At 70.8% G+C, this 16665-nt stretch carries 17 protein-coding genes; 11 read left to right on the top strand and 6 right to left on the bottom strand.

Annotation, left to right across the window (positions count from 1 at the left end):
• Positions 1 to 76 precede the first annotated feature (76 nt).
• Positions 77 to 1039, bottom strand: coding sequence for a threonine ammonia-lyase (locus tag OP79_RS04580; RefSeq protein ID WP_033318729.1), 963 nt, complete (start codon positions 1037 to 1039; stop codon positions 77 to 79).
• Between the two features lie 258 nt (positions 1040 to 1297).
• On the opposite strand from OP79_RS04580, the gene pgm reads away from it, so the two are divergent.
• Positions 1298 to 2938 carry a phosphoglucomutase (alpha-D-glucose-1,6-bisphosphate-dependent) gene (gene pgm, locus OP79_RS04585; RefSeq protein WP_033318614.1) on the top strand — a complete coding sequence of 547 codons (1641 nt, stop codon included), beginning with the start codon at positions 1298 to 1300 and terminating at the stop codon, positions 2936 to 2938.
• 165 nt (positions 2939 to 3103) lie between these two features.
• Here the strand turns inward: pgm and OP79_RS04590 are convergent, their stop codons facing one another.
• A complete protein-coding gene (locus OP79_RS04590; RefSeq protein ID WP_157857279.1) occupies positions 3104 to 3304 on the bottom strand; it encodes a hypothetical protein in 201 nt (66 codons plus the stop codon).
• Positions 3305 to 3335: 31 nt separating this feature from the next.
• On the opposite strand from OP79_RS04590, the gene OP79_RS04595 reads away from it, so the two are divergent.
• The 7 genes from OP79_RS04595 to OP79_RS04625 all read left to right on the top strand — a co-directional run bounded on the left by OP79_RS04595 (position 3336) and on the right by OP79_RS04625 (position 10187).
• Positions 3336 to 3518 (top strand): hypothetical protein, encoded by a 183-nt coding sequence (locus OP79_RS04595; RefSeq protein WP_033318616.1) that lies wholly within the window; start codon positions 3336 to 3338, stop codon positions 3516 to 3518.
• Positions 3519 to 3607: 89 nt separating this feature from the next.
• Positions 3608 to 4963, top strand: a complete 1356-nt coding sequence (locus tag OP79_RS04600) for an FAD-dependent oxidoreductase (RefSeq protein WP_033318617.1) — start codon at positions 3608 to 3610, stop codon at positions 4961 to 4963.
• Positions 4964 to 5691: 728 nt separating this feature from the next.
• A complete protein-coding gene (locus tag OP79_RS04605; RefSeq protein WP_078491607.1) occupies positions 5692 to 7404 on the top strand; it encodes a sensor histidine kinase in 1713 nt (570 codons plus the stop codon).
• A gap of 118 nt (positions 7405 to 7522) precedes the next feature.
• Entirely contained in the window at positions 7523 to 7933 is a 411-nt protein-coding gene (locus OP79_RS04610) for a roadblock/LC7 domain-containing protein (protein ID WP_033318618.1), read from the top strand.
• A gap of 4 nt (positions 7934 to 7937) precedes the next feature.
• Positions 7938 to 8294, top strand: a complete 357-nt coding sequence (locus OP79_RS04615) for a DUF742 domain-containing protein (RefSeq protein ID WP_033318731.1) — start codon at positions 7938 to 7940, stop codon at positions 8292 to 8294.
• Positions 8275 to 8907, top strand: a complete 633-nt coding sequence (locus tag OP79_RS04620) for a GTP-binding protein (RefSeq protein WP_033318619.1) — start codon at positions 8275 to 8277, stop codon at positions 8905 to 8907. Before OP79_RS04615 ends, OP79_RS04620 begins: the two co-directional genes overlap by 20 nt.
• A complete protein-coding gene (locus OP79_RS04625) occupies positions 8904 to 10187 on the top strand; it encodes a cytochrome P450 (RefSeq protein ID WP_033318620.1) in 1284 nt (427 codons plus the stop codon). The genes OP79_RS04620 and OP79_RS04625 overlap by 4 nt, the downstream gene beginning before the upstream one ends.
• Before the next feature lie 21 nt (positions 10188 to 10208).
• On the opposite strand, the gene OP79_RS04630 is transcribed toward OP79_RS04625, so the two are convergent.
• Entirely contained in the window at positions 10209 to 11435 is a 1227-nt protein-coding gene (locus OP79_RS04630) for a cytochrome P450 (protein WP_033318621.1), read from the bottom strand.
• Positions 11436 to 11610: 175 nt separating this feature from the next.
• On the opposite strand from OP79_RS04630, the gene OP79_RS04635 reads away from it, so the two are divergent.
• Positions 11611 to 12348, top strand: coding sequence for a maleylpyruvate isomerase family mycothiol-dependent enzyme (locus OP79_RS04635; RefSeq protein ID WP_033318622.1), 738 nt, complete (start codon positions 11611 to 11613; stop codon positions 12346 to 12348).
• Positions 12349 to 12385: 37 nt separating this feature from the next.
• Here the strand turns inward: OP79_RS04635 and OP79_RS04640 are convergent, their stop codons facing one another.
• The gene (locus tag OP79_RS04640; protein WP_033318623.1) at positions 12386 to 12793 is read right to left on the bottom strand and encodes a MarR family winged helix-turn-helix transcriptional regulator; all 408 of its coding nucleotides are present in this window, start codon (positions 12791 to 12793) and stop codon (positions 12386 to 12388) included.
• 87 nt (positions 12794 to 12880) lie between these two features.
• On the opposite strand from OP79_RS04640, the gene OP79_RS04645 reads away from it, so the two are divergent.
• Both OP79_RS04645 and OP79_RS04650 read left to right on the top strand, forming a co-directional pair.
• A complete protein-coding gene (locus tag OP79_RS04645) occupies positions 12881 to 14374 on the top strand; it encodes an MFS transporter (protein ID WP_033318624.1) in 1494 nt (497 codons plus the stop codon).
• A gap of 84 nt (positions 14375 to 14458) precedes the next feature.
• On the top strand, positions 14459 to 14743 hold the full coding sequence (locus tag OP79_RS04650; protein ID WP_033318625.1) for a DUF6332 family protein: 285 nt from the start codon (positions 14459 to 14461) through the stop codon (positions 14741 to 14743).
• Here the strand turns inward: OP79_RS04650 and OP79_RS04655 are convergent.
• The gene (locus OP79_RS04655; RefSeq protein ID WP_033318626.1) at positions 14704 to 15369 is read right to left on the bottom strand and encodes a response regulator transcription factor; all 666 of its coding nucleotides are present in this window, start codon (positions 15367 to 15369) and stop codon (positions 14704 to 14706) included. The genes OP79_RS04650 and OP79_RS04655 overlap by 40 nt on opposite strands.
• Positions 15366 to 16652 carry a sensor histidine kinase gene (locus OP79_RS04660; RefSeq protein WP_078491608.1) on the bottom strand — a complete coding sequence of 429 codons (1287 nt, stop codon included), beginning with the start codon at positions 16650 to 16652 and terminating at the stop codon, positions 15366 to 15368. The genes OP79_RS04655 and OP79_RS04660 overlap by 4 nt, the downstream gene beginning before the upstream one ends.
• Positions 16653 to 16665: the final 13 nt, after the last annotated feature.

Consider the following 16665-nt stretch of genomic DNA (forward strand, 5'->3'; position numbering starts at 1 on the left):
CGCGGCGTCCAGGTCGAAGTGGTTGGATGAGCCGGCGGCGTTCACGTTTGCGTGGCTCGCCTGCCGTCTCGCCGGCTCACGTGCGGACCCAGCGGTGGTAGGCGTCCAGGTCGACGTTGCTGCCGCAGATGATGGTGGCCACGTGGCGGCCGGCGAAGCGGTCACGGTCTTCCAGGACGGCCGCGACGCCGAGGGCCGCCGAGGGTTCGACGACCAGGCCCGCGCGCTCCAGGAGCATCCGCATGCCCGTGACGATGGACGCCTCGTGGACCAGGACGGCGTCGTCGGCCACCGTGAGGAGGTCGTCCAGGACCGCGGGGATGGGGTACCGGCCGGCGACGCCGTCGGCGATGGTGTCCGTCGAGTCGGTGGTGACGACCCGGCGCTGGTGCCAGGAGCGGGTCATCGCGGGTGCGCCGAGGGGCTGCACGCAGATCACCTCGACGTCGGGCGAGAGGGTCTTCAGGACGTAGCCCACGCCGGTGGCCATCGCGCCGCCGCCCAGGGCGATCAAGACAGCGTCGAAGGATGACGCCCCACTGGCCAGTTCCAGGCCGATGGTCGCCGCGCCCTCGCAGGTCTCGATGTCGAGGCTGTCCTCGACCAGCCGGACGCCGCGCCGCTCAGCGATAGTCACGGCCCGTTCGCGGGCCATCTCGAAGTCGCCGTCGACCAGCTCCAATTCAGCACCCAGCGCGCGGATTCGAGCGAGCTTGGCAGCGGGCGCCCTGCGGGATGCCACGACCGTCACGTCCAGGCCACGGCGGCGACCGGACCAGCCGAGTGCCTGGCCGAGGTTGCCGGCGCTGGCGCACACCGCGGCGGTGCGGCCCTGGCCGGTCAGCAGGCCGGCGACAAGTTCGGTGCCGCGGGCCTTGAAGCTGCGCACCGGGTTCGCCGTTTCCAGCTTGATACTCACCGTGCAGCCGAGCTCGCGTCCCAACGCGTCGCACTGGTACAGCGGAGTATCCAGAAAGACCGGGTTGATATCCCGGCGGGCCGCGCGGATCCGGGCAAGATCGAGGCGCGTCGTGAGCATGACGAGCAACGTACCGCACTGCGGCGTCGCCAACCGCCGACTCATGCTTCCCGTAGTCGGGGCCCGGCGGGTCGAACAGCACGGTGGTGGGCGGCCGTTGGTCCTCACGCCTCACGTCGGTGTCCCTTCGCTCGCCGACCTGCGTCGTCGCGACCGCTGGACACGTGCCACAACAGCCGCCCGCTGGGCGTCCCGGCGGGCGGGCAGGGGAGAATGAGGGCTGTACGACAAGGTCGACCCTTGCGGAGGAGCGGGAAAATGCAGAACGCACGAGCAGGGCAGGTCGCCGGACCCGAGGACCTCATCGATGTGGCCCGCCTGGTCACGGCGTACTACGCGCTGCACCCCGACCCCGCCGAGCCCGGGCAACGGGTGGCGTTCGGCACCTCGGGACACCGCGGCTCGTCCCTCGTGGCGGCGTTCAACGAGGACCACATCGCGGCCACCAGCCAGGCCATCTGCGAGTACCGCACCGCCCAGGGCACCGACGGCCCCCTCTTCCTCGGCGCCGACACCCACGCCCTGTCCGAGCCGGCACGGATCACGGCACTGGAGGTGTTCGCCGCCAACGACGTGACCGTCCTCATCGACCAGGCCGACGGCTACACGCCCACCCCGGCGGTCTCGCACGCCATCCTCACCCACAACCGCAACCGCACCTCCGGCCTCGCCGACGGGGTCGTGGTCACCCCCTCGCACAACCCGCCCGCCGACGGCGGCTTCAAGTACAACCCGCCCAGCGGCGGCCCCGCCGGTTCCGAGGCGACCTCCTGGATCCAGGACCGCGCCAACGAGATCATCACCGGCGGCCTGAAGGACGTACGACGCATCCCCTACACCCGCGCCCTTGCCGCATCCGGCACCGGCCGCCACGACTTCCTCGGCGCCTATGTGGCCGACCTGCCGAACGTGCTGGACCTGGAGGCGATCCGGTCCGCCGGCGTACGCATCGGCGCCGATCCGCTGGGCGGTGCCTCGGTCGCCTACTGGGGCCGGATCGCCGAACAGCACGCGCTCGACCTCACGGTGGTCAACCCGCTCACCGACCCCACCTGGCGCTTCATGACGCTGGACTGGGACGGCAAGATCCGTATGGACTGCTCCTCGCCGTACGCCATGGCCTCGCTCATCGAGCAGCGCGACCGGTTCGACATCGCCACCGGCAACGATGCCGACGCCGACCGGCACGGCATCGTCACGCCGGACGCGGGTCTGATGAACCCCAACCACTATCTGGCCGTGGCGATTTCGTACCTGTTCTCGCACCGGGAGCAGTGGCCCGCGGGCGCCGGGATCGGCAAGACTCTGGTGTCGTCCGGCATGATCGACCGGGTCGCGGCGGACGTCGGCCGGCAGCTGGTCGAGGTGCCGGTCGGATTCAAGTGGTTCGTGGACGGCCTGTCCGACGCAACGCTCGGCTTCGGCGGCGAGGAGTCGGCGGGCGCGTCCTTCCTGCGCCGCGACGGCTCGGTGTGGACCACCGACAAGGACGGCATCACCCTGGCCCTGCTCGCCTCCGAGATCGTGGCCGTCACCGGCAAGACGCCCTCGGAGCACTACGCGCAGCTCACCGACCGCTTCGGCGCCCCCGCCTACGCGCGCGTCGACGCCCCGGCCTCCCGCGAGGAGAAGGCGCTGCTCGCCAAGTTGTCCCCGCGCCAGGTCACCGCCGACACCCTCGCCGGCGAGCCGGTCACCACGGTGCTCACCGAGGCCCCCGGCAACGGCGCCGCCCTCGGCGGCATCAAGGTCGCCACCGCCAACGCCTGGTTCGCGGCCCGCCCTTCGGGCACCGAGGACGTCTACAAGATCTACGCGGAGTCCTTCCTCGGCCCGGACCATCTGCGCCAGGTCCAGGAGGAGGCCAGGTCCGTGGTGCTCGCGGCGCTGGGCACCTGACGCGACGAGGCCGTGGGGACGGCGCTGATCGCCGCCGGGGCCGCGATCGGTCATGGGTGTTCGCGGCGGAGATACCGAATGGGCCCGCGCTGCCATCAACTGCGGGCCCTGGTACGGGGCTGCCCATCCCCGGATGGGCAGCACCGATGGACGCAACGGTCCGCGTCACCGCGCCAGTTGCAGCAGCTTGCGGTGGGCCTTGGACTTCAGGTCGTCGTTGGTCCTCTCCAGCGATCGCTGTGCGCGCGCCAGTTCCTCGCTCAGGTTGCGGAGTACGACCCGCATCCGGTGGTCGAGGTAGTCGGTGATGGTGCGCTCGACCGCGTAGGCGGTCCGGCCCAGCCTCCGTGCCTGATCGCGGAACATCCCGTCCATCTCGTCGTGTTGGTTCCGGGACGTGCTGCCGCAGCCGTTCAACCTGGCCTTCGAGCGCAGGCAGGGCCGCAGCCAGCACATCCCGGACTTCACGGCGGTGCTGCCCGACGGCAGTCCGACGGGGTGTGTTCAGGGCGTGCAGAACGGCCGGATCGCGGTCAACTGGCCCTGCAGAGCGGGATACTGGTGCTTTCTCACGACGTGACGACCAGGGAGGGCGGATCGGTGAACTCTGCCGGAGAAACGGGCCGTCGGGGCGAGGACGGCGGCCGGGGCGGGCGGCATGCGGTCGTCGTGGGCGGGAGCCTCGCGGGACTGCTCGCGGCGCACGTCCTTGCCGGGCACGCCGAGCGGGTGACTGTCGTCGAGCGCGACCGGTTACCGGACGGCACCAAGCCGCGGTCCGGTGTACCGCAGGGTCGGCATCCGCATGTCCTGCTGCAGGGCGGCCAGGTGGCCCTGGAGTCGCTACTGCCGGGCTTCCTGGCGGAGCTGCGGGCAGCGGGGGCACCGCGGGTGGGCATGCCCTCGGACATGGTGCTGTGGCAGAACGGCCGCTGGTTCCGCCGGGTGCCCGCGACGACGCACATCTACACCGGTTCGCGCGCGCAGCTCGAGGAGCGGGTGCGGCGGCGGGTTCTCGCCAGCCCGGTGATCAGCGTGGTGGAGGGGACCGATGTCGTCGGGCTCCTCGGTGACGCCTCGCGCGTGCGGGGTGTGCTGCTGCGGGGCCGCTCCGGCGACGCCCGCGCGGAGGAGCGGGCCCTCGAGGCGGACCTGGTCGTCGACGCCTCCGGCAGCGGCACGAAGGCTCCGCAGTGGCTCGCGGCGATCGGCGCCGAGACCCCGCCCGAGGAGACCATCGATACGGGGCTCGCGTACGCCTCCCGCGTCTACCGCGGCAGAAGCGGCGTCCTCGACGGCGAGACCCTCGGCTACTACGTCTATCCCGACCCCGACCAGGTGCACGCCGGCGGTGCGCTGCCGCTGGAGGACGGCACCCATCTGGTCATCGTCTCGGGGCTGCGCGGCGACGAACCGCCCACGGACGACGACGAGTTCGTGACGTACACCAAGAGGCTGCCGCATCCGCTCCTGCACCGGTGGCTGGACGACGCCGAGCCGCTCTCGCCGGCGTTCGGCTACCGGCGGACCGCGAACATCCGCCGCCGCTACGACCTGCCCGGCCGCCGCCCGGCCGGATTCCTCGCCACCGGCGACGCGCTGTGCACCTTCAACCCGATCTACGGGCAGGGCATGGCCGTCGCCGCGATGAGCGCGGTCGCCCTGCGCGACGCGCTGGCCGACCGGCGCCGGACGCCCACGACGCGCCGCGTGCAGCGGGCGCTCCTCGCGGCGTCCCGGCAGGCGTGGGACATCTCCGCCGGGGCGGACCGCAAGATGCCGGGCGCGGTCGGCACCGCGGTCGCCGGCGGGCCCGCGGACCGCGTCGCCGACTGGTACCTGCGCCGGGTCCAGGAGCGCTCCCCCGGCGCCCCTGTCGTGGGTCGCGCCTTCCGCTCCGTAGTGACCCTCTCCGCGCCCGTCACCGCCCTGTTCGCCCCGCCCGTGGCCCGGGCCGTCCTCTTCCGCCCGCCCGCGCCCACGCCCACAGAGCCGCCGGCGACACCGGAGGAACCGGGTACCTGAGCGAGGTCGGCAGCACGGGATCGGCGCCGAGCCCTGCGCGTGCGCCCGGCGCGGCGAAGGTACCGTCGCCCTGGCCCTCGACACCTGGCTCCGCGCCAAGGGCTGCCCGCCCGACCTCGCCCCGCTCAAAGCCGAAGCATCGGTGCGGAGCTCGAGCGGAGTCAGCTCGGTTCGGAGGCCCCGGTGATCACATCGACGGCGTGCCGGCGATGGGCGGCGAAGAGGCGGACTGCGCTGTCGGTGTCGCGGTCGCTGCCCTCACGACCTGACCGCCGGTACGCGGGCCCACGACACGGCATATGGCGAAGCGCTGACGTCCGCGCGCCCGACGACCCGTTTCCAGTCGTCCGTTGCCCGAAATGGCTGAAGTTCGATTGTCGCCGCGTGAATTCGGCACCACCGTGCGGCATTCTTCCGCCCGGAATTCCGCGTAATGGTCGCGTGTATCGATGAATGCCGAAAACGTCGGCTCCACCCCTGGCTGGGGTGTGTTCAGCGTGATTCGAAAGCGATGCGGCATCGGTTGGGGCGTATCACAGGTACGGCCGCCGTCGCTCAGTATGCGTCGACCTGTTTCCGCATGTGTGGGCGATGTGGAGTTCCGAGTTCCGGCCAGGAATGCGTGGTTAGCATGGTTCACACATCAACCGCCGTTGCACGTAGGCGACTTGGCATCCCACGCGTGCGCGGCAAGCACACCACCCCCGACAAGCATCGAGGAACGCGGCATGGCACATCCCGACGCGTCCAGCCCACGCCAGAGGTCGGCATGGCGGCTTCTGCCGGTCGCCTCACTGGTGGTGACCGCGGCTGTCGGTACTCCTCTCGTGCTCGCCGCACCGGACGCCGCACGCGTCTGGGTCGCGGGCACGGTCGTGGGGGCGGGGAGCTGTCTCGTTCTGCTCGCCTCGGCGGCCACCCGGCTGCACCGCAAGCTCTCAACGCAGGTGGACAGGTCGGTGGCGGAGTCGGCACGGCATCGCTCGGAGGCGGCGCACCTGGCCGACGCGGTGCTCCCGGAGCTGTCCGCGGCGATGAAGGACCCCGCGAGAGATCCCGTATCCGCTGCGATGGGAACGGGCAGTGCCTGGCATCCGACGGAGCCTCAACTCAGGGCTGTGCAGCGCGCGGTGGAGGAGACACTGGGCGCTGCACAGCGGCGCGCGGCCACCGCGGACGGCGAACGCGAGCAGGCGGTGCGGGCCCTGGCGGGCATCACCGACGATCTGCTGAAGGCGAGGTCGCAGACCCTGCCCACGGCGGTACGGAGACTGGGTGAGGGAGCCTCGCTGGACACGGTCCGCGCGGAGTTACGGCTGTCCGAGTTCTCCAACGCCGTCGTACGCGATCTGGTGGAGGCCGGCATACGCGAACTCGCGGTCAGCGAGCGGCGTTCCGCGGCTGCCCGGGCCGCCGGCGCGAAGGCGCTGAGCCGGGTGCAGGCCCAGGCCGTGGGCATCCTGGCGGATCTGCGGGAGATGCAGGACCGGCACGGCGAGGCGGTCCTCGGCGATCTGCTCGAGCTGGACCACAGCACCTCCCAACTCGGCCTTCTCACCGACCGGTTGGCGCTACTCATGGGCGGGCGGGCGAGCCGGTCCTGGAACAAGCCGATCCCGATGGAGAGCATCCTGCGCGGCGCCGTGGGACGGATCGCCGCATACCGCAGGGTCAGCCTCAACTGCTCGAGCAACGCGGCGGTGGCCGGGTTCGCGGCCGAGGGCGTGATGCACCTCCTGGCCGAACTGATGGACAACGCGACCAGCTTCTCCGCGCCGATCGACCAGGTCCACGTCTATGTGGAGGAACGCTCCGCCGGCATCGTCGTCACCATCGAGGACAGCGGTCTGAAGATGGCCGACGCCGCCCTGCGACGCGCCGAGGAGGCGGTGTCGGGCGCTATGAGCGACCTCGCCTTCCTCCAGGGAACCCGGCTGGGGCTCGCGGTCGTCGGACGGCTCGCCGTCAAGTACGGCATCTCCGTCAGTTACCGCCCCTCCTCCCGAGGCGGCACCGGAGTCGTCGTACACCTGCCGGCCCAACTGCTCGCCCAGCAGCGCACGGCACTCCCCCGGACTCCGCTGCACGACCCGTCGGCGCGACCGCGCGAGCGTGCTGTGGCCGCCGCCGGGCGCACCCGTTCGCAGCCGGCCGACCCGCCCCCTCTCCCGGCGCCCGAGCCGGAGCCGATGGCTTCGACCGGCGGCGGCGACAGCGGGTCGGTGACCCCCAACGGCCTGCCCGTACGTCCGCCCGGCCGCACGATGGCGGCCGCCGACCGCGTCCGTACGCCTGCGGAACGTCCCGCGGACGAGAGGCCCGCCTCCCGTGACGCGGGCAAGAGCTTCGGCGCCTTCCACCGCGCACGCCAGGCAGCGGCGGCAGGCGAACCGGCCCCGTCCACCGAGCCGACCGACCCGCACGGCCACGACGCCGACTGAGCCCGGCCCTTCTTCTCGCGGGACGCCATGACCGGGCGCCCCGACCCGCCACAGACCGGAGATTGGAGGAAAGGGCCGGTGGCCGGGCCTGAACGGATCACCAGCTCTTCACCCACCCATGCAGACCACTGACACCACACTGACCTGGCTTCTTGAAGGCCTTCTCGAGCGCGCCCCCGGCACCCGGCACGCCCTCGTGCTCTCCCGCGACGGGCTGAAGCTGTGCTGGACCGAGCGGTTGGGCGTCGACCAGGCCGACCAGCTCTCGGCCATCGCCTCCGGGATGCAGGCCCTGGCGCAGGGCGCCTCGGTCGAGTTCGGCGACGGCAGCGGCGGCGTACGGCACTCGATGACGGAGTTCTACGGCGGACTGCTGTTCATCGTCGAGGCCGGTGAGGGCGCGCACCTGGCGGTCGTCGCGGATGACGGCGCCGATCCGGGTGTGGTGGGGCACCACATGACCGACCTGGTGGAGCGGATCGGCGAGCACCTGCGTGCCGAGGCCCGCGCCCCGATAGAGGAGAGCTGATCCCATGAGCCGACGTCCGGTCGACACCGGGGACCCGGACCGGCTGTACACCATCACCGGGGGCCGCAGCGAGGCCCCCGACGATCTCGACCTCGTCTCACTGATCGTCAGCGAGTGCGAGCCCGCGCGCGGCATGCAGTCCGAGCACGTCCGGATCCTGGAGCTGTGCCGTCGCCCGACCGCCGTGGTCGAGATCGCCGCCGAGCTGCGGCTTCCGGTGACGGTCGTCCGGATCCTGGTGGGAGACCTGCTGGCGATGGCGAAGGTCACCGCTCGCCATCCCCGGTCCGCCCCGGCCGTGGCCGCCCTGCCCGAATCCGCTCTCCTGCTGGAGGTTCTCGATGGACTCCGTAAGCTTTGAGCCCTCCACAAGCTCTGAGCCCCCTGCCCGTACGCCGCTCAGCGCCACGGCCGAGACCGGGCTCAAGATCGTCGTGGTGGGCGGCTTCGGTGTCGGCAAGACCACTCTGGTCCGCTCGGTCAGCGAGATCCGGCCCCTGAACACCGAAGAGGTCATGACCAAGGCCGGTGTCGGCATCGACCGGACGGCGGGCCTGGCCGACAAGTCCACGACGACCGTCGCCTTCGACTTCGGCCGGATCAGCCTGACCGAGCGCACGGTCCTGTATCTGTTCGGTGCCCCGGGCCAGGAGCGCTTCTGGTTCCTGTGGGACCGGCTCTTCGCGGGCACACTGGGCGCCGTCGTGCTGGTGGACACCCGGCGGATGAGCGACTGCTGGTACGCCATCGACCGTCTGGAGCATCACAAGACTCCCTTCGTCGTCGCGGTCAACCGGTTCGAGCACGACACCAACGCCTTCTCCCTGAGCGAGATCCGCCAGGCACTCACGCTGCCCGAGCACATACCGCTGATCGACTGCGACGCACGGGTCCGCTCGTCCGGCAAGAACGTCCTGATCACTCTTGTCGACCACCTCTACGAACTGGCCATGGCCCGGGAGATGACACCATGAACGACGACGCGACCGGCCCCGACCCGCGCCCCGCCGACCCGAAGCAGAGCACCTCGGGCTGCCCGGTGCACGCGGACGCGGTTCCGCTGAGCGGTCTGGAGTACCAGCAGACCCCCGCCGCGCTGTACCAGGAACTGCGCCGCTCCCACGGCCCCGTGGCGCCCGTACTGCTGGACGGCGGCGTGCCCGCCTGGCTGGTCCTCGGTTATCCGGAGGTCTCCTTCGTCACCTCCCACGACGAACTCTTCGCCCGCGACTCGCGGCGCTGGAACCAGTGGGAGCACATTCCCGCGGACTGGCCGCTGCTCCCCTTCGTCGGCTACCAGCCCTCGGTGCTGTTCACCGAGGGTGCCGAGCACCAGCGGCGGGCCGGCGTCATCACCGAGGCCCTGGAGGGCGTCGACCAGTTCGAACTCGGGGTCAACTGCGGGCGGATCGCCGACCAGCTCATCGACGCCTTCGCGGGCAGTGGCGAGACCGAGCTGATGAGCGCGTACGCACACCCCCTGGCGATGCGGGCCGCGGTGGAGATGTGCGGTATGGCGGCCCACAGCACGGACACCGACGACCTCGTACGGGACTTGCGGATCTCCCTGGACACGGGCGAGGGCGAGGATCCGGTCGCAGCCTACGTCCGCGTCCAGGAACGCATCCAGCAACTGGTGAAGGACAAGCGCGCGGAGTCCGGCGCGGACGTCGTCTCCCGCATGCTGGCCCACCCCGAGGGGCTGAGCGACGACGCGATCGTCCAGGACCTGATCTCGGTCGTCGCGGCGGCCCAGCAGCCCACCGCCAACTGGATCTGCAACACGCTGCGGCTGCTGCTCACCGACGACCGCTTCGCGCTCAACGTCTCCGGCGGCCGGGTCAGTGTCGGCGAGGCCCTCACCGAGGTGCTGTGGCTGGACACGCCCACCCAGAACTTCATCGGCCGCTGGGCGGTGCGCGACACGCTGCTCGGCGGGCGCCGGATCAAGGCGGGCGACTGCCTGGTCCTCGGGCTCGCGGCGGCCAACACCGACCCGCAGATCTGGCCCGAGGGCCATGTCGGCGCCGAGGGGAACGGCGCCCACCTGTCCTTCTCCAACGGCGAGCACCGCTGCCCCTATCCGGCTCCGCTGCTCGCCGACGTCATCGCGCGTACGGCCGTCGAGACGCTGCTGGAGCGTCTGCCCGACGTCGTCCTGTCGGTCGATCCGGAGGATCTCGTGTGGCGGCCGTCCATCTGGATGCGGGGACTGACCTCACTGCCGGTGGAGTTCACGCCCACTCTGCGGTGAGGCCCGCCCCGGGCAACGCCGTCAGAGGCCGACCGGTGTGAAGCGCACCGGCAGCGCCTGCGGTCCCCGTGTGAACACGCCCTGCTCGGCTGGCCGAAAACCATCGTCGAGCCGCATGTCGGGCATGGCGTCGAGGAGTTGGCCCACCCCGATCTCGACCTCGGCGCGGGCCAGCAGGGCGCCCACGCAGAAGTGGCGGCCCAGGGCGAAGGCGAGATGGTCGGCCGCGGCGGAGAAGGCCGTCGTGGTCGTCAGATCGTCGCGGAAGATGTCGAAGCGGTCCGGCTCCCGGTAGCGGGCGGGGTCCCGGTTCGCGGCTCCGATCAGGCAGGTCACCGTGGCTCCCGGCGGAACGGTGCCGCCGCTCAGCTCGACCTCCACGGCCGTCTGTCGCATGATCATGTGGACCGGCGGGGTGTACCGCAGGGTCTCCGTGAAGGCCCGCTCGATCAGTGAGCGGTCCTCCCGCACGGCCTGGAGCTGTTCGGGATGCGCCAGCAGGTTGGCGAAGATGCTCGCGAGGGCCTTGTCCGTGGTCTCCCCGCCCGCCGCGAGCAGCAGACTACAGAACGCCTTGATGTCCTCGTCGCTCATGCGCACGCCTTCCACTTCGGCGGCGCACAGCGTGGACAGCAGGTCGTCGCCGAGGTGGTCACGGCGGTGCCGGATGATCGGGATCATGTACTCGGCGAACTCGGTGCGGGTGCGCTCACCGGCCGCGGCGACCTCCGGATCGCCCGCGAGATTGCCGAGGAAGGCGATCACCGACGTGTACCAGCGGTGGAAGCGGTCGTGGTCGGCCTTGTCCAGGCCCAGCATGTCGGCGATGACGTTGACGGGAAAGCGTGTCGCGAAGTCCGCGACGAGGTCGGCGCTTCCCGTGTGGCGGAACCTGTCGATGAGTGCCCGGGCGTTGTCCTCGATGACGGGCAGGAACTTCTCCTGCAGGTCACGGCCGCGGAAGGCCGGGGCCACCAGGGCCCGTCGCACCGCGTGCTCACGCCCGCTGAGCGTCAGGATCGTCCTGCCGTGCACGGGCTCGATCTGCCATACGTAGTTGTCGGTGGTGAACTGCCCGTCGCGGTCCTTGAAGATCCGTTCGACGTCTTCGTAGCGCGACACGATGTAGCTCTGGGTGGCCTCGTGCCAGATCAGCGGGGCGCGCTCGCGCATGACCCGGTAGGCGGGATAGGGATCCTCGGCGAATTCGTTCGACAGGATGTCGGGCAGGTCCGGTGCGGTGGTCACGTGGGGGGACTCCTTGAAGCGTCAACCGGCAGACCGTCCAAGGCTATGGATCATGGGTGGGCGTGGCACAGCCGATTACTGGCCGAGCCCGCCCACCACAAGCCGGAGTCCAGGTCGGTGACCCGACTCGGCAACCCCTTCCCCTCGACCGCACTCCATCCGGCAGACTCACCGCATGGAGACCGCGCAGCACATTCGAATCCTGGACGCCGAGGGCCAGTTGCTGGCCAGGGCCGCCGAGGAGGCCGGGACCGAGGCCAAGGTGCCCACCTGTCCCGGCTGGCAGGTGCGGGACCTGGTGCGGCACACGGGCATGGTGCACCGCTGGGCCACGGCGTTCGTCGCCGAGAGACACACCTCGTACCACCCCGACGAGGGCCTGCCGGATCTGGACGGTACGGAGTTGCTGACCTGGTTCCGCGAGGGCCATCGTCGGCTGGTCGACACGCTCACCAACGCCCCTGCCGACGTGGACTGTTGGAGCTTCCTGCCCGCGCCCTCACCGCTCGCCTTCTGGGCACGGAGACAGGCACACGAGACGACGGTGCACCGGTACGACGCGGAGTCCGCGCTCTCCGGAACCCCGAACCCGATCGCCGTCGACTTCGCGCTCGACGGCGTCGACGAGCTGCTCCTCGGCTTCCACGCACGCAAGAAGAGCAGGGTGCGCACGGAGGTGCCGCGCGTACTGAGGGTGCGGGCCGAGGACACCGACGCGGTGTGGACCGTACGACTGTCGCCCGAGCCGCCGGTGAGCGAGCGGGGTGAACTGACCGGCGCCGACTGCGAGTTGGCAGGTCCGGCGGCCGAGCTCTACCTGTCACTGTGGAACCGGCGGCCGTTCCCGAGGGTCACCGGAGACTCCTCCATCGCGACGCTGTGGCGCGAGACGTCGGCGGTCACCTGGAGCTGAGTCCTGACTGCTCGGCGGGACCAGGCGGCGAACCCCGTCAGCCGCCCGAACCCTCCGCCAGCATCCGCCCCAGTACAGCGCGTTGCACCGGCAGTACGTCGCCGTGCAGCGCACGCCCCTTGAGCGTGAGCGAGACGCGCACGCCTCGCCGGTCCTGCGGACACATGCAGCGCTCCACGAGACCGTCCTTCTCGAGCCGGCCGATCAGCCGGGACAGTGCGCTCTGGCTGAGATGGACCCGCTCGGCGATCTCCTGGACGCGATACGCACCGGCGCCGTCGGAGGCGGCGCACCCTGCCAGCACGTCGAGCACCTCGAAGTCGCTGGCGCACAAGCCGTGTTGATGCAGTGCGCGGTCGAGCTCGGACACGGTGCGCGCATGCACCGCGAGGAGGTCGCGCCACTGGTCGACGAGCCCCTGCTCGGCGTTCTCCATAGCCGCCATGAAGCCGGACCGTAGCAAAGAACCGGCTTTGTTGCATCTGAATTAAATGCGCTTGCATTCAATGCATACGCATGTAGCGTGAGGCGCATGACCTCTCCGCTCACCAACTCCGCGGCCCAGGAACGCTGGACACCTCGCCTGTGGGGCACCCTCCTGGTGCTCTGCGCCGCGATGTTCCTGGACGCGTTGGACGTGTCGATGGTCGGCGTCGCCCTGCCGTCCATCGGATCCGAACTCGACCTCTCCACCTCGGCCCTGCAATGGGTCGTCAGCGGCTACATCCTGGGCTACGGCGGCCTGTTGCTCCTCGGCGGACGGACCGCCGACCTGCTGGGCCGCCGCCAGGTCTTCCTGGTCGCCCTGGCCGTCTTCGCGCTCGCCTCGCTGCTCGGCGGACTCGTCGACTCCGGCCCGCTGCTGATCGCCAGCCGCTTCATCAAGGGCCTGAGCGCGGCGTTCACCGCACCCGCCGGCCTGTCGATCATCACCACGACCTTCGCCGAGGGCCCGCTGCGCAACCGCGCTCTCTCGATCTACACCACCTGCGCCGCCACCGGCTTCTCCATGGGCCTCGTTCTGTCCGGGCTGCTCACCGAGGCAAGCTGGCGCCTGACCATGCTGCTGCCCGCACCCATCGCGATCATCGCCCTGATCGCCGGCCTCAAGCTGCTCCCGCGCAGCGAGCGGGAGAAGGACCACAACGGCTACGACATCCCCGGTGCCATCATCGGCACGGCCTCGATGCTGCTGCTCGTCTACACCGTCGTCCAGGCCCCGGAGGTCGGCTGGACCTCGGCCCGTACGCTGCTCTCGTTCCTCGCGGTCGCCGTCCTGCTCACGGTCTTCGTCCGGATCGAGCAGCGCTCGGCGGGCCCGCTGATCCGGCTCGGCGTGCTGCGCTCCGGCAACCAGATCCGGGCCCAGCTCGGCGCGATGACGTTCTTCGGCTCGTACATCGGCTACCAGTTCCTGGCCACACTGTACCTGCAGACGCTGCTCGGCTGGTCGGCCCTGGAGACGGCGCTGGCCTTCCTGCCCGCGGGCGCGCTGGTGGCGCTGTCCGCCACGAAGATGGGAGCCGTCGTCGACCGGTTCGGCACCCGGCGGCTGATTCCGGTGGGCTTCGCCCTGATGGCTCTCGGGTACGTGCTGTTCCTGCGCATCGACCTCGAGCCGGTGTACGCGGCGGTGATCCTGCCGACGATGCTGTTCATCGGCGCCGCCTGCGCCCTGGTCTTCCCCTCGCTCAACATCCAGGCCACCAACGGCGTGGACGACCACGAGCAGGGCATGGTCTCGGGTCTGCTCAACACCTCGGTGCAGGTGGGCGGCGCGATCTTCCTGGCGATCGTGACGGCCGTCGTGACCGCGAGCGCCTCCGACGACGCCTCTCCGCAGGCCGTCCTCGACAGCTACCGCACGGGGCTGATCGTGGTGACGGCGATCGCGGTGGCGGGGCTGCTCATCACGGCCACGGGTCTGCGCAAGCAGCGTACACAGGGGCCCGGGCGGACGGTCCTGGTCGCCAAGTCCGAGTCCGTACAGGAGGAGCGGGAGGAGCGGGTACCGGTCCGCGACTGATCCCTCCCACATCCCTCTACGCAACTACGTGCGCCCGGCGGGCTGTTCTTGCCCGCCGGGCGTCCTGCTGTGAGACTTCGACGCATGGAGAACAGTGGGGGACGGCGGACTCAGGCCGAGCGGGACGCGATCACCGTCGAGACCGGATACGCGCTGTGCAGTGCGGCGGTCCTGGCTGCCCTCGTCTTCGGGGCCGTGTCCGGTCCGGCGCTGCTCTTCGACCTGCCTGCCGGCGCCGAAGACCTGCTGGTCATGGCCGGGTGCGGGCTCGCGGTCATGCTCTTCTTCGTACGGGTGGTCAGTGTGCTGGTCCGTTTCCAGCGCGGGCCTCAGCCCAGCCAGCCCGGCCGTACCAACCCCGACTCATAGGCCAGTACGACCAGTTGGGCCCGGTCGCGCGCGCCCAGCTTCACCATCGTGCGGCTCACATGCGTCTTCGCCGTGAGCGGGCTGACGACCAGACGGCGGGCGATCTCGTCGTTGGACAGCCCGATGCCGACCAGGGCCATCACCTCCCGCTCCCGCTCCGTGAGCTCGGCGAGCGACTGAGCGACAGCCGGCTCCTTGGACCGGGCCGCGAACTCGGCGATCAGCCGCCGCGTCACGCCGGGCGACAGTAGCGCGTCGCCCTCGACCACCGCCCTGACCGCGCGCAGCAGTTCGTCCGGTTCGGTGTCCTTGACGAGGAAGCCGGAGGCCCCGGAACGGATGGCTTCGAAGACGTACTCGTCGAGCTCGAAGGTGGTGAGCATGACCACCTTGACGTCGTGCAGGTCGGCGTCCCCTGTGATGCGGCGGGTCGCTTCGAGACCGTCGAGCAGGGGCATTCGGATGTCCATCAGGACGACGTCGGGGCGCAGTTCACGCACCTTACGCAGCGCCTCCTCGCCGTCGGCGGCCTCTCCGGCCACCTCGATGTCCTTCTGTGCGTCGAGGAGCGCCTTGAAGCCTGCGCGGACCAGTGACTGGTCGTCGGCGAGCAGTACGCGGATCACCGGTCCTCCTTGAGCTCGGCGGGCTTGGCCTTGTGCTCGAGCGGCAGTACGGCCAGTACCCGGAAACCGCCGTCCTCGCGCGGCCCGGCCTCGATCGTGCCACCCAGGGCCGCGGCCCGCTCCCGCATTCCGGCCAGTCCGTTGCCGCTGCCGCCCGCGTCCGCGCCGGTCGCCGGTCCGTCGTCGTCGATACGGAGCTTCAGCGCGTCGTCCTCGTAGCCGACCAGCACACGCGCGTGCCGCGAACCGGAGTGCCGTACAACGTTGGTCAGCGCCTCCTGCACGATGCGGAAGGCGGCGAGGTCGGCGCCCGGTGGCAGGGTTCTGCGCTTCCCTTGGGTCTCGACTCCGACGGTCAGTCCGGCGCTTGCCGCCTGCTCGACGAGTTCGGGCAGCCGGTCGAGGCCGGGCGCCGGTGCACGTGGCGCGTCGCCGTGCGTGCGGAGCGTGTCGAGGACCTGGCGTACCTCCCCGAGGGCCTCCTTGCTCGCCGCCTTGATGGTGGTGAGCGCGGTACGGGCCTGATCCGGGTCGGAGTCGAGCAGTGCGAGGCCCACGCCCGCCTGGACGTTGATGACCGAGATGCTGTGCGCCAGCACGTCGTGCAGCTCGCGGGCGATCCGCAGCCGCTCCTCGTCGGCGCGCCGCCGGGCCGCCTGGCGGCGTTCCGTACGGTCCCGGTCCCACTGCTCTCGGCGTACGCGGACGAGTTCGGAGACCGCGGCGATGGCCACCATCCAGGCGGCGACCGAGACGTCCTCGCCCCAGTCGCCCACCGTGTCGTCGTTCGGCGGCAGCCACTGGTAGAGCCAGTGCCCCTCCAGCAGATGGGCCACCCACAGCATGCCGAGCGCCGCCCAGGCCGCCCGTCGGTGCCCCGCGACGACGGCGCTGAAGCAGGCGAGCGCAACGGTCAGGAAGATCGGGCCGTACGGATATCCGGCGCCGAAGTAGAGCAGCGCCGACGCCGCGACGCCGAACACCACGAACACCGGATACCGATGCCGCCACAGAAGCAGAAGGGTGCCCACGAACAGCAGCGCCCGGGCGAAGAGGCCGAGAGACTCGCGGACGCTCTCCTGCTCCTGCGCGGCGAAATTGCTGCCGACCTGGACGAACACGGTGAGCAGCAGTGTCGAACGCCATGGCCGGCGGGGCCGGCTCTCCGCTGCCTCGTCGTCGCCGTCGTTCCACCACGGCGGCCCGTGCCGCCATCGCCACGGCGGTCCGCCGCCCCGCGCCCAGGGCGGACCACCGCTCAGGCGTGTGCGCTGCTCTTCCATGACAGCCACGCTA

Source organism: Streptomyces yerevanensis (genome assembly GCF_000716805.1).
GTDB classification, from domain to species: Bacteria; Actinomycetota; Actinomycetes; order Streptomycetales; family Streptomycetaceae; genus Streptomyces; species Streptomyces flaveus.

What these genes read in the sequence shown, in the direction of transcription:
- OP79_RS04580 (WP_033318729.1), bottom strand. Translation starts at nt 1,039, where the DNA reads ATGCTCACGACGCGCCTCGATCTTGCCCGGATCCGCGCGGCCCGCCGG.
- pgm (WP_033318614.1), top strand. Translation starts at nt 1,298, where the DNA reads ATGCAGAACGCACGAGCAGGGCAGGTCGCCGGACCCGAGGACCTCATC.
- OP79_RS04590 (WP_157857279.1), bottom strand. Translation starts at nt 3,304, where the DNA reads ATGTTCCGCGATCAGGCACGGAGGCTGGGCCGGACCGCCTACGCGGTC.
- OP79_RS04605 (WP_078491607.1), top strand. Translation starts at nt 5,692, where the DNA reads ATGGCACATCCCGACGCGTCCAGCCCACGCCAGAGGTCGGCATGGCGG.
- OP79_RS04610 (WP_033318618.1), top strand. Translation starts at nt 7,523, where the DNA reads ATGCAGACCACTGACACCACACTGACCTGGCTTCTTGAAGGCCTTCTC.
- OP79_RS04615 (WP_033318731.1), top strand. Translation starts at nt 7,938, where the DNA reads ATGAGCCGACGTCCGGTCGACACCGGGGACCCGGACCGGCTGTACACC.
- OP79_RS04620 (WP_033318619.1), top strand. Translation starts at nt 8,275, where the DNA reads ATGGACTCCGTAAGCTTTGAGCCCTCCACAAGCTCTGAGCCCCCTGCC.
- OP79_RS04625 (WP_033318620.1), top strand. Translation starts at nt 8,904, where the DNA reads ATGAACGACGACGCGACCGGCCCCGACCCGCGCCCCGCCGACCCGAAG.
- OP79_RS04635 (WP_033318622.1), top strand. Translation starts at nt 11,611, where the DNA reads ATGGAGACCGCGCAGCACATTCGAATCCTGGACGCCGAGGGCCAGTTG.
- OP79_RS04640 (WP_033318623.1), bottom strand. Translation starts at nt 12,793, where the DNA reads ATGGCGGCTATGGAGAACGCCGAGCAGGGGCTCGTCGACCAGTGGCGC.
- OP79_RS04645 (WP_033318624.1), top strand. Translation starts at nt 12,881, where the DNA reads ATGACCTCTCCGCTCACCAACTCCGCGGCCCAGGAACGCTGGACACCT.
- OP79_RS04650 (WP_033318625.1), top strand. Translation starts at nt 14,459, where the DNA reads ATGGAGAACAGTGGGGGACGGCGGACTCAGGCCGAGCGGGACGCGATC.
- OP79_RS04660 (WP_078491608.1), bottom strand. Translation starts at nt 16,652, where the DNA reads ATGGAAGAGCAGCGCACACGCCTGAGCGGTGGTCCGCCCTGGGCGCGG.